Origin of the sequence: Limnobacter sp. UBA3528 (assembly GCF_002377005.1) — a bacterium.
Lineage (GTDB): Bacteria > Pseudomonadota > Gammaproteobacteria > Burkholderiales > Burkholderiaceae_B > Limnobacter.
Map to the genome: position 1 here is coordinate 67,103 of NZ_DFOZ01000011.1, position 11,790 is coordinate 78,892.

General features: G+C 53.2%; 10 protein-coding genes. 8 read left to right on the forward strand and 2 right to left on the reverse strand.

From position 1 onward, the window contains the following. Positions 1-3,442: indolepyruvate ferredoxin oxidoreductase family protein (locus B4N58_RS02680; RefSeq protein ID WP_291745527.1), on the reverse strand; the 3,442-nt coding region annotated here is incomplete at its 3' end. 111 nt (positions 3,443-3,553) lie between these two features. Beyond that, positions 3,554-4,240 (reverse strand): EcsC family protein, encoded by a 687-nt coding sequence (locus tag B4N58_RS02685; protein ID WP_008250250.1) that lies wholly within the window; start codon positions 4,238-4,240, stop codon positions 3,554-3,556. Positions 4,241-4,520: 280 nt separating this feature from the next. Between B4N58_RS02685 and B4N58_RS02690 the strand changes: the two genes are divergently transcribed. From B4N58_RS02690 to B4N58_RS02725, 8 genes are all read left to right on the forward strand, one after another. Beyond that, a complete protein-coding gene (locus tag B4N58_RS02690) occupies positions 4,521-4,718 on the forward strand; it encodes a Flp family type IVb pilin (RefSeq protein WP_291745530.1) in 198 nt (65 codons plus the stop codon). Positions 4,719-4,746: 28 nt separating this feature from the next. After that, positions 4,747-5,220 (forward strand): TadE/TadG family type IV pilus assembly protein, encoded by a 474-nt coding sequence (locus B4N58_RS02695; RefSeq protein WP_291745532.1) that lies wholly within the window; start codon positions 4,747-4,749, stop codon positions 5,218-5,220. A 24-nt stretch (positions 5,221-5,244) separates the two neighbouring features. Continuing rightward, complete coding sequence (gene cpaB, locus B4N58_RS02700) at positions 5,245-6,210, forward strand: Flp pilus assembly protein CpaB (protein ID WP_291745535.1); 966 nt, start codon at positions 5,245-5,247, stop codon at positions 6,208-6,210. Then, positions 6,207-7,565 (forward strand): type II and III secretion system protein family protein, encoded by a 1,359-nt coding sequence (locus B4N58_RS02705; protein ID WP_291745536.1) that lies wholly within the window; start codon positions 6,207-6,209, stop codon positions 7,563-7,565. The genes cpaB and B4N58_RS02705 overlap by 4 nt, the downstream gene beginning before the upstream one ends. Before the next feature lie 12 nt (positions 7,566-7,577). Then, on the forward strand, positions 7,578-8,777 hold the full coding sequence (locus B4N58_RS02710; RefSeq protein WP_008250241.1) for an AAA family ATPase: 1,200 nt from the start codon (positions 7,578-7,580) through the stop codon (positions 8,775-8,777). Between the two features lie 128 nt (positions 8,778-8,905). Beyond that, positions 8,906-10,147: a CpaF family protein gene (locus tag B4N58_RS02715; protein WP_105029804.1), complete on the forward strand. Its 1,242-nt coding sequence runs from the start codon at positions 8,906-8,908 to the stop codon at positions 10,145-10,147. Then, entirely contained in the window at positions 10,144-11,052 is a 909-nt protein-coding gene (locus B4N58_RS02720; RefSeq protein ID WP_291745538.1) for a type II secretion system F family protein, read from the forward strand. The genes B4N58_RS02715 and B4N58_RS02720 overlap by 4 nt, the downstream gene beginning before the upstream one ends. Before the next feature lie 16 nt (positions 11,053-11,068). After that, a partial coding sequence (locus tag B4N58_RS02725; protein ID WP_291745539.1) for a hypothetical protein occupies positions 11,069-11,790 on the forward strand: 722 nt, incomplete at its 3' end.

Here is an 11,790-nt window from a genome sequence, read left to right on the forward strand (position 1 = left end):
TCTGTTTGCTGTGCTGCAACATTGAAGGATTATTGTGCATCAGTTCTAACCAGGTTTCAAACCAAGTCACCAGTAAAGTCTGGTTTTTACGCTCTACACTCCCTTTAAATGGGTCAAATGCAGTGTTCCGCAAATGGCGTGAAGCGGCCAATATTTTGAGCAATGGGTAAATCCATGGGCCCAGTTTTATTTTTTTCGGCCGGCTGCCGTGCCCTGCCAGCCACGTTGGAGCGAAGTGAAAGTACAACTTCGCACCCGGTTCAAATTGCGCCATGGTCTGTTCTTGCCACTCAGGGCTGGTGTGCAGGCGAGCCACTTCAAACTCGTCTTTGAAAGCCAGTAATTTGAAATAGGTGCTGCACAGGCGCATCCATTGGTGCTTCAAACCCTGAGAATCAAACATTGCGCGCAATGGCAACACTTTGGCGGCATAGCGCGCCGCCAGTTGCTCGTTTTGATAATGCGCTAACTCGGTTTGATAGCGGCTCAGTTTGTCCTCATCACTTTCAAACTGACCACTGGGTGCAACATTCTTTTCCAGCATCTGCTCAAGCAAACCGGGCTTTGAGACCGCCACGCGGCCCGCATCAAAGGCCAACAGGTTTTCATTCACCTTCACGCCGTTCAACTCAATCGCCTTGCGCAGGGCTGCCAGCTGCAAAGGCAGGCAACCACGTTGCCAGGCGGCGCCCAGCAGCAGTGCATTGGCATATACGGTGTCGCCAAACAGTTTTTCGGCCAGCCATTGAGCACGAATCGATGTGTAACGTTGCCCTGGGTTATTCAAGGCCCCGGTTATGTCGGCATGCATTTGTTCAACCGGAGCGCACCAGTCGCGCTGAGTAATAAAATCGGCTGTCGGCTGTGTGTCGGTATTCACGATTGCAAAAGCCTGGCTGTTGAGCAGCTCCAGCGTTTTTTCATGGGCCGACACCACCAGGTCGCCGCCAATCATCAAGTCGGCCTCACCCACAGGAATTCTGGACGAGGCCAGGGTGTGACCCGCTGGGGCAAACTGCACATGAGAAAACACGGCACCGCCCTTTTGCGCCAAACCAGCCATGTCCAGCGCCAAGGCCTCCATACCCTGCAAATGAGCAGCCATGCCCAGCCATGCGCCAATGGTGACTACACCAGTGCCGCCCACGCCATTGATCAAAACAGCATAACGTTGATCCAGTTCATCGGGATGAATGTGATATTGCGGCTCAGCAAGACTTTCGCAAACTTTGACAAGCGCACTGTGATGCGTCGAAACATCCGGCTTTCGCAATTCACCACCCTCCACCGTCACCAGGCTTGGGCAAAGCCCCTCAAGGCAACTGTAGTCTTTGTTGCAGGTGGATTGATTGATCGTGCGCTTAACGCCCCAGGGCGTTGATACAGGTTCGATCGACAAACAATTGGAATGTTTGGAACAGTCGCCACAACCCTCGCACACACGCGGGTTGATCAACACGCGCTTGGCTGGGTTCGGAAATTGCAATTGGCCCGTGACCAGATCAGTGCGCTTGCGCCTTCGGCGTTTTTCCGAGGCGCAGGTTTGCTCATAAATCAGCACTGTGGTGCCCTGGATTTCACGCAGCAATCTTTGAACGGTGTCCATGTCGCGGCGGTGAAACACTTCAGTGCCCTCGGCCTTCGGGTCGTTTGGCAAGTTGCGCAAGTGCAATGCAGGGTTGTCACTGACCACCACAATTTTGGCCACGCCCTCAGCCGCAAGCTGGCGGGTTAGTTGTGGCACGGTGAGTGTGCCATCCAGGTGTTGTCCGCCCGTCATGGCCACCGCATCGTTGTAAAGCAACTTGTAGGTGATATTCACACCCGCAGCAATGCTGGCGCGAATGGCCAAAATACCAGAGTGAAAATAAGTGCCATCACCCAGGTTGGCAAACACATGTTGAGTGTGCGTAAAAGGTGCCTGCCCTATCCAGGGCACACCCTCGCCGCCCATTTGTGTATAAGTTTGAGTATTCCGATCCATCCACACGGCCATGTAATGGCATCCAATACCAGCCATGGCACGGCTGCCTTCAGGCACTTTTGTCGAGGTGTTGTGCGGGCATCCTGAACAAAAATACGGTTTACGTTCCACGGGCAAATGTGCTGAATGCCCTACCTCATGGCTGTGCTCGATCGTGGCGATGCGATTGTCAATCAAGGTTTTAATGTCGGCAGGCAACTGCATGTGCCGCAGGCGTTTTGCAATGGCCACGGCAATCAGGGCAGGATCGAGCTCGTAGTGACTGGGTAATAACCAGTTGCCTTGCGGCAAAGACCATTCTCCGCCCTCGCGACCATCCTCCGACAGTCTTTCGTCAAACTTGCCGTACACCTTGGGACGAACATCCTCACGCCATGCGTAAAGCTCCTCCTTGATTTGGTACTCCACGAACTGGCGCTTTTCCTCAATCACAAGAATTTCCTGCAAACCCCTGGAAAATTCACGGATACCCACCGCATCAAGTGGCCATACCATGCCCACCTTGTACACCCGCAATCCGATTTCGGTGCAACGCTGTGGGTTCAACCCCAAATCGCTCAGGGCCTGCAAAGTGTCCTGAAACGCTTTGCCTGTGGCCACAATACCGAAGCGGGCGACGGGCGAATCAATCACTGTTTTGTTGATGCCGTTGGCCCTGCAAAAAGCAAGCGCTGCATACAATTTGTGATCGATCAAACGGGCTTCCTGGGCCAAAGCAGTGTCGGGCCAGCGAATGTTCAAACCGCCTTCAGGCATCGTGAAATCGCCGGGTAACTCAAACTGGTATCGCTTGGGATCAATATCAACCGTCGCCGAGCACTCCACCACATCGGCCACTGCCTTCATGCCAACCCACACGCCGGCATAGCGACTCATCGCGTAGCCCAGTACACCGAAGTCGAGAATTTCCTGCACATTGCTTGGAAACAGCACCGGGATCATCGCGGCTTTCAACACATGGTCAGACTGATGAGGCAAGGTGGAGCTTTTCGCGGCGTGGTCATCACCCGCCACCAGCAACACGCCACCGTGTTTGGAGGTGCCTGCTGCGTTGGCATGTTTGAACACATCCAGGCTTCGGTCCACACCCGGGCCTTTGCCATACCAAAGGCCAAAAACACCATCGACGGTTGCGCCTTGGAACAGGTTAAGTTGTTGACTGCCCCACACGGCGGTGGCGGCGAGGTCTTCATTCACACCGGCCTGAAAGTGAATGTTTGCAGGCTTCAAAAATTGTTGTGCCGCCCAAAATGCCTGGTCCACTCCGCCAAGGGGTGACCCTCGATAACCCGACACGAATCCGCCTGTGTTCAAGCCATTCATGCGATCCAGCTGTGACTGAAGCAACATGAGTCGCACCAGGGCTTGCGTGCCCGTCAGGTAAATTTTTCCTTGGGAGAGGGTGTATTTGTCACTGAGCGTGACTGCGCGGTACAGCGGGTACTGAGGGGCATTCATGACCACTTTCCTCCACGAAACGGATGAGTTTCTGCGAGTGCGAGGTGCCTGGTAACTGCCTTGTGAGCAACACGAGGCTCTGTTTGAGTGTTACACAGAGCCCGCGAGCGTTCAAGCCCCTTGGTCGGGTTGAATGTCTTTCACATTGTCCACGTTGAACATTTCCTCTGGCCTTGGGTAACTTTTCTTGGTTTTACGGGCTGGTAATTTTTCACCAGAAAACATTTCAACCGCAGTGCGCGCAACTTCTTTGGTATCCAGCGCAGCATAGGCAGACACAACAGCTGCGCCAGCCAAAGGCACAATTCGGGATGCGGTGCGTTTGGCCACTCGCTCAAACACCACTTGCCCAATTTGTTTGGTGACCCGAATGGCAACATCACGGCTGCCACTGCGGGTGAAACGGTCGATCAAATCAAGTACCGATTTGCCTGTTTTCTCTTCATGCTCCAAGGGAATTGATCGTTCATACTCACGCACAGCCGTTCCCGCAACATGGCTGAACAGGCACGTCATCAAATCTTGCTCAGTCAAAGGTTTTTTGTGACCAAACGCCACAGCGATGTCTGCCACCATTTGTGCCTGAATACGCCACACAATAATAAGGTCGGGCAACACGGTGAGCATGCCCAGGGGACCCACTGGCAAGGCCAAGCTACCCGACACAGCAGCCGCCTTCGCGCAGGCCTTCTGCGTAATTTCTTTTGAACGCTCATAGGGGCGTTTGGCTTTGCCTGGCTCTTTGGAAACGGGCACTCCACCGGTGACTAGACCGATTACGGCATGGAGGGGCCCCATTAGGGCTCTGGGTAAATTGGTCTTTTGCATGAATAATTCATCAAAGGCAAATTGTTTCTAATAGTACTAATCAACAAGTCACAGACTTGGTTTACTATCGTAACTCACAAGGAGTAATCAGTTTGGGGGTATTTCCCTAGGATTGCTGTGGTCCTTGGGGTCAAAATTGTGAATAGACGGTGCAATTCACGGTCTGATTGTGGTTTTGATCCATTTGGAGTACCCCTAATATGGGGGAATTCGACCTAGAGTTCGATGTTTTCACACAGGAGTGAATGTCATGAGCAAAGCAGCAAACAAGCAGTTGGTTTTGAAACGTAAAGAAGAAGGTGCCTCCTTGATCGAGTACGCAGTAATCGCGGCCTTGGTAGTAGCGCTGGCAGTGGCTGGTTTTAGCGTGCTAGGCGATGGTCTGGGAGATGCGTTCAGCGCTATCAGCAATTTGTTGACTGGTTCTGCTGGCGAAATTAGCGATTAATGTGAACAGCCGCTGGGCCAACCAAAAAATGAAACTCATATTTGGGAACCGAACAAACCAAAATGGAGCTCAGCTAGTAGAGTTGGCATTGATGTTACCAGTTGTTCTCACAGTCATTTTTGCGATTGTGGGTTACAGCCTGTTGTTCATGGTGCAACACACGCTGAGCTCAGCCGTATCTCAGGCTGCGCGAAGCGTGGCTGTTGCGGGAAGCACAGCCGACCCGGAAGCTGCGGCCAGGCAATTGTTGTTGAATTCCCTGCCCAGCGCGATGTACCCGGCAGGCTTTAGTTTTTCAACAGACCAATTGGCCGGTGCAGCAGATTGTGGCAACGCCTTGGGCGCGGGCACCAACCCAGCCCTCAGTTGCCTGGAATTTCGGGGAGTTTTCAATATTTCCGAGAATTCGTTTTTGTCCAACATTCCTTTTGCAGATACTTTTTTTCCAGAACAACTCAGCGCCAGCGCTGTGGTTCTGTACCAGAACACCGACGCACTGTAATTTCTTCCGGGAGCCCTTCGCGACATGTCAGGAAAAACAAAAATATTCGCACTGCTGCTATTGGGAATCGGATTGATTTTCATGGTGATGGCCTTTTTGTCTGGCCAAAACGTGAAGAAAGGCGGAGAAGCCATCAAAACCGCAATTGAGCGTTTCCCGGTGGTCGTCAGCACTGTTGAAATTCAGTTTGGAAAGCCCGTAACACCTGAAATGCTGAAGGTGGAGAAATTTGCCATCGCCCCCAGTGGCGCCTTCACGGACATTGGCGATGTGATCGGTAAAAAACCATTGTTCAATATTGGCAAAGGCTTGCCAGTGACCAACCAGTATTTTGAATCGGGTGCCGTCGCGGCTGAGGTGCGTGAAGGTTACCGCGCTTTTGCCCTGCGTCTGGATGAGAACAACGTGGCCACCGCCAAAATCAAGGCAGGTGACTATGTCGATGTGTTTTCGATCTTCAAATCCAACAGTCGTGATATTGAAGAAACCATTTCTCGTTTGATCATGCCCAAGCTGCGCGTTCTGTCGGTAGGTTCACAACTGGTGAATGCACCTGAGACAACGAATGCCGCCAATGAGAAAGACGTCAACAATCGCCCAGTTCGATTGAAAGCGATGATGGTTGAAGTACCCACTGCTGACATCAACACCTTGGCGATTGCTCAAACCCAAGGCGAATTGTTTGTGGTGTTGCGCAGCCCCGACGAAGAAGAATTGCCTGACATAAGCAAGTACCCTCAACCGGACACTGTACTCAAGCCGGTTCCCGTTAAAGGCCCTGACGGCAAAGTACTGAAGGTGCAACCTCCAATTGAGCTGAGTCCAAGTGACAAAGCATTTGCGGGAACCTCGTTGGGCAACACTGTGCTGCCAGGCAGCGGCAACACCAAAGACAACAAAAAACCCGCGCAAACTACCCAACGCATGGCCGAGCCGGCCACTGTTGAAGTTATTCGCGGTGGTGAAACAACCCGGGAAACAGCGCGATGAACAAGAACAACATCACTTTGAAAAGCGTGGTCGCAGCAATTTCATTGGTGGCCTGCGCTGGGCTGATCAGCCCTCAGATGGCTGTGGGACAAACGCCCGCTGCACCCAGCAGCGCCGCACCTTTTGTGCTCACCTTGAGCACCGGTTTTCAAAAAGTCATCAGCTTGCCCGGAATACCGGCACGGGTGTCGATTGGCGACCCTACGATTGCCTCTGTGACGGTGCTTAAACCCACCGACCGCGGTGGCAAAAATGCTGGCGTATTGGTCACCGGTTTGAAAACCGGTTCGACATCCCTGTTGATTTGGGACCGTGGTGCCAGCATGGCCCGGGTGATCACTGTGGCTGTCACTGGCAAAGCCGCTGAGACGATCTCCAACTTGAAAGACTTGAACCTTGAAACCGAAGGACAGGTGTTGAAACTGTCAGGCTCCACGCCCAATGTCAGTGCCTATCAACAAGCGAGGGAAAGTCTCATTAAACCCGGCAGTGATGGAAAGCCTGCTGAACTGATTGACCAGGCCACAATCCAGACATCGGGCACCGTGCAGGTCGATGTGAAAGTGGTTGAATTCACCCGCAGTGAACTTCAGAGACTTGGCATTAATTTAACCGGCCAATTCAACGGAGGAGAGTTCACTTATCAAATAGCAAACCCCGGCGCTTCGGGTGGCTCAGTTGCCAATGCGTTTGGATTAACGTTAAGCAACTTGGCGGGAGACCTCACCGCGAATTTGAATATCCTCCAAGCCGACGGTTACGCCAAAGTGCTTGCCGAGCCATCCCTGATTGCCCAATCGGGTCAAGATGCATCGTTTCTAGCGGGTGGCGAGATTCCAATCCCAGTGCCCTCCGGCAACGGCACCATTGGCATTGAATACAAAAAGTTTGGTGTGGGCCTGAGTTTCACACCCACAATTTTGTCGAACAAAACAATTGCCTTGAAAGTGTCACCCGAAGTCAGCGATCTCGACTTCTCTCGCGGCACCTCCATTCAAGGCGTGCTGGTTCCCGCCATTTTGACTCGCCGTGCAAGCACGACTGTTGAACTGGGCGAAAACCAAAGCTTTGTGATCGGCGGCTTGATTAGTCGAAACATTATTGCAAACGCCAACCGTGTGCCCTGGTTGTCTGAAATTCCGATTCTGGGTGCCTTCTTCAAGGGCAACACCTACAGCCGGGAAGACAAAGAATTGCTGATTATTGTGACACCGCGTTTTGTAAAACCCCGTGCAGCAGACGCACCCGCTTTGGCCCTTCCAGGTCAAAACGTAGGTATGCGCCCGCGCAGCGTGTGGGGCCAACTCTTCCTGCCTTCCGCACAAGAGCCTGTTCCTGGCTTCACGACCAATTAAGGGGAATTAGCGATGCAACAAAGCATGCCCCGAATATTGTTCATCAGTGGGTCTGACGCCAACTGGCTTTGGTTGTCAGACGCAGTGGGTGACCGTTTCATGCTGGTGCGCGAATCGGGCACCTTCAGTGAAATTACCAAACGCGTGGGCCTGGTATCGCCCAGCATGGCCGTGGTGGATTACTCTCCCCAAGTGGGCCTGGACGCCAGCCTGATCGTGAAAGAACTGCGCGAGCTGGCCCCCGACCTACCTGTTGTGGCCATGGGTTCAAAAGACTCGACTGAAGATGTGGTCAATGCGCTGAGATCGGGTGTGAAAGACTTTTTGAGCCTCGACTCCAGCGCTGGCGAAGTCACAAAAATTCTGACAGGCGTGGTTGAAAAAGCGCCCAAACAAAGCAACGAGCGCAAGGGCTACGCCTTGGTGGTACTGGGTGGGCGGCAAGGTGTGGGCTCCACCACACTGGCTGTTAACCTGGCTGTGCAACTGGCCAAACAAAACAAAGACAGCACGTTGCTGCTGGATTTTGGTTTGCCCTTGGGCGATGGTCTGGTGCACCTTCCTGCGGAGGACAAACAAGGCGCCATGGACTTTGTGGAATGCGTGCGAAACCTCAAAAGGTTTGATGCAACACTCGCAAAAACTGCCTTTCGCCGCAACAATGCCACGGGTGTGGCCATACTTTCACTGCCGCGAAACCTCGCGGACTTGCGTGATATTTCCGCGTCTGACGCCTTGAAATTTCTGAACCTGATCAAATCATTTTTCGAGAACATCGTGATTGATTTGTGCGGGTTCTCGAACATTGAATTTGTGGCCAGCCTGCTGCGAAGCGCCGACGCAACCATGGTGCTGACACCACAGTCGGTGCCGGGCATTGTGACTGCCGCCGAATTGATCAAAAGCCTGAACGACAAGGGCATTGCGACCCAGACATTTGACTTGGTGGTTACGCCTTATCACAAAGATGTTGCGCTGGATGCAGAATCAATTGCCAAGAAACTGAACATTGAAACCGTACACACCCTGCCCGACCGACGCGCACCACTAATCAATGCGGTGAATGGCGGCCAGGTGCTGTCTGCAGCTGATTCAAAAGATCCCTATGCCAAAGCAGTGGCCCAGTTGCTCGACAAAGTGAATGCAAACCGCAAACACATGGACGGCCAAGGCGGCCTTGCCAGTACTTTCAAGAAATGGTTCAACAAATGAGTGAAATCATTTTCGGCCAGGAAGCGCCGCCCCCAAAACCCAAAGAACCTGAGCACGCCGAAGGTTCAGTGTCCAATGCTGCAAATGCCGTAGAAGACTTGCAGTTTGCCACCGCGAAAGTCAGCGAAATGGACTCTGCAGTGCTGGCCGATGTCAAAGAAATGGCCCATGAACACATTTTGGCCATCATCGAAAAGAAAGGCGCTACCTTTGCCAAAATGGACAACAGTGCCCTTGAAAAATTTATTCAAGGTGAAGTGCAAAGCCTGATTTATGGCAAGCAGATTCCATTGAATGACTCTGAGGTGGCCTTCGTGGCCGACTCGTTATACAAGGAAATTGCAGGCTTTGGCCCACTGGAAGATTTGCTGGCTGACCCCAACGTTGAAGACGTGATGATCAACGGCTACAAGGACGTGTATGTGTCCAAAATGGGTCGTATGGAACGTGTTCAGGCTCGCTTTGTCGACAATGCACACCTGCTGCGAATTGTTCGCCGTATCCTGGCACCGCTGGGTCGCCGGCTTGATGAGTCCAGCCCCATGGTCGACGCCCGCCTGCCCGACGGCAGCCGGATCAACGTCATTATTTCCCCACTGGCCCGTGATGGCGTGGTGGTGTCCATTCGTAAATTCAGAAGCACCCCGCTGCGCGCTGAAGACCTGATGGGCTTGGGCACCTTTGATGCCCGTGTGTATGAATTGATGCAGGAAGCCGTTCGCAAACGCTGCAACCTGGTGGTGAGCGGTGCAACATCCACGGGTAAAACCTCCATGTTGAACGTATTGGCTGAATTTATTCCAGCCGGCGAACGTTTGATCACCATTGAAGACACGGCAGAATTGCAACTGAACCACCACCATGTGGTTCGACTTGAAAGCCGCCCGGGTGGTCACGAAGGTGCAGGTGCAATTTCAATTCGCGACTTGGTCAAAAACAGCTTGCGTATGCGTCCCGACCGCGTGGTGGTGGGCGAAGTACGCGGCGCCGAAGTGCTGGACATGCTACAGGCGATGAGCACGGGTCACGATGGATCCATGGGTACCATTCACGCCTCGACGCCCCGCGATTGCCTGCACCGATTGGAAATGTTGTCTGGCTTTGCTGGCTTTACCGGCAATGAAATGAGTTTGCGCCGACAAATTGCCTCGGCGCTCGACCTGATTGTTCAAATTGTTCGTCTGCCTTCTGGCAAACGCCGCATTTACAGCATCACGGAAGTGGCCGGCATTGTAGATGACAATATTCTGCTTCAAGACCTGTATCGCCATGAAAGCCGACTCGGCCCCGATGGGCAGGAGCTGGACAACTGGGTACCCGTGGTGCCCTACCCCAAAAACCCGAAAATCTCGCACATCCGCCTGACATGACATTCGGACTGATCGCCGCTGCCTTGGTATTCATTTCTCTGGCCCTGCTGTTGCTGGGCCGGGGTGCTGAAGAACAAAACCGCAAACTGGCGGAAAGCCGACTGGATGTAGCACTGAGCAAGTCCAGAGACCCACTGGCGCTGGAAAAAGACCCCCTGCGCAAAAAATACATTCCGCAATGGATCACAGACAGCCTGATTTCAGCCGGCCTCGTGATTGATCGAACACTCGGCATTCGCGTTGCCATGTTCACGCTGATACCGGCGCTCGCTGCCTTTGTTTTTCGGGGAGCGGCCAGCGCAGCAGGTGCACTCATTCTCGCCATCCTGGGCATTGCCGCCTATGTGCTGTATCGCCAGCGCAAACGCAGACTTCAAATGCTGGGGCAATTGCCCAACTTTCTGGACGGTGTGGTGCGTGTCAGTGCAGTAGGTTACAGCCTGACCGTGTCGTTCAACACTGCGCTTGAAAATGCCGAACAACCCCTGAAAGAAGCGCTGGGTCTGGCAGTTCAAATGCAGTATGCGGGCTTGGAACTGGACCAGGCCATGCACCGACTGGCGCGGGTGTATGGGCTGAGCGAATTCAAACTGATTGCCTCTGTGGTAGCGCTGGCGCTGAACTATGGTGGCAAGAGCGATATTTTGCTGGGCCGCCTTGCGCAGTACCTGCGCGACCGCGAACAACACCATCAGGAAATGCTGGCGATGTCATCGGAAGCCCGCATGTCAGCCGTGTTCATGTGCTGCTTAACACCGGCATTGGCCGGCATTATCCTCACGCTGAACCCGGCCTACCTGGGCACCATGTGGAATGACGACACCGGGCGCATGTTGCTGTTTGTTGCAGGTATCTTGCAAATTGCTGGCGCTGCGATCATCTATCGCATGGTCAAGAGCATTTAAGGGCGCCATTATGGACATGAACACATTACTGGCGATAGGCATCTTCCTGCTGGGTCTGGGTTTTGTCGGGCTGGCGTGGAGCCTTCTCAGCCAAACCAGCCGCAAAGAAAAAGCGCTGGCCCGAATTGATGAATACACCGAACTGCGCCGCAAGGTACAAAGTTCGGCGAATATGCGAAACCAGGTTCCAACCAGTGTGCTGACAGGCCGCATTGAGCGACTTGGTCAACAATTCAGCAAAACAAAAGCCTTCACTTACTTCGTTGAAGAAGAAGACAAAAAACTGCTGGGCCGTGCCGGTTTCGGACGCGAAGAAGACCTCAGCCGATTTGTGCTCATTCGTATTGCACTGGGTCTTCTTGGCTTGCTAATTGGACTTTTCCTGAACTGGGATGCCGATTTTGGTGCCATCCCCATGATTCAGGTCATCGCAGTCACAGGCATCGGTTTTATGGCGCCCAAGTGGTACCTGAAAACGGTTGGAGAAGGCCGAGAGGCTGCATTTGAACGGGAACTCGTGGCTGTAGTGGACGTAATGCGTTTGTTGCAAGGCGTAGGCTTGAGCGTGGATCAATCCATCGAGGTCATGACCTCACAACTCTACGATCTCGTGCCGATCACGGGCCGCATGTTGCGACGGTCTCGTGCCCAAGTGAAGTCGGGGGTGCCCTGGATTGTGATGTTGAAACGAATGAGCAACATGTATTCAAGCGACGAATTCAAATCATTCGTGCAGGT

Excerpts from the sequence above, each read along its gene's own strand:
- B4N58_RS02690 (WP_291745530.1), top strand. The coding sequence starts at position 4,521 with ATGAGCAAAGCAGCAAACAAGCAGTTGGTTTTGAAACGTAAAGAAGAA.
- B4N58_RS02695 (WP_291745532.1), top strand. The coding sequence starts at position 4,747 with ATGAAACTCATATTTGGGAACCGAACAAACCAAAATGGAGCTCAGCTA.
- B4N58_RS02720 (WP_291745538.1), top strand. The coding sequence starts at position 10,144 with ATGACATTCGGACTGATCGCCGCTGCCTTGGTATTCATTTCTCTGGCC.
- B4N58_RS02685 (WP_008250250.1), bottom strand. The coding sequence starts at position 4,240 with ATGGGGCCCCTCCATGCCGTAATCGGTCTAGTCACCGGTGGAGTGCCC.
- B4N58_RS02710 (WP_008250241.1), top strand. The coding sequence starts at position 7,578 with ATGCAACAAAGCATGCCCCGAATATTGTTCATCAGTGGGTCTGACGCC.
- cpaB (WP_291745535.1), top strand. The coding sequence starts at position 5,245 with ATGTCAGGAAAAACAAAAATATTCGCACTGCTGCTATTGGGAATCGGA.
- B4N58_RS02715 (WP_105029804.1), top strand. The coding sequence starts at position 8,906 with ATGGACTCTGCAGTGCTGGCCGATGTCAAAGAAATGGCCCATGAACAC.
- B4N58_RS02705 (WP_291745536.1), top strand. The coding sequence starts at position 6,207 with ATGAACAAGAACAACATCACTTTGAAAAGCGTGGTCGCAGCAATTTCA.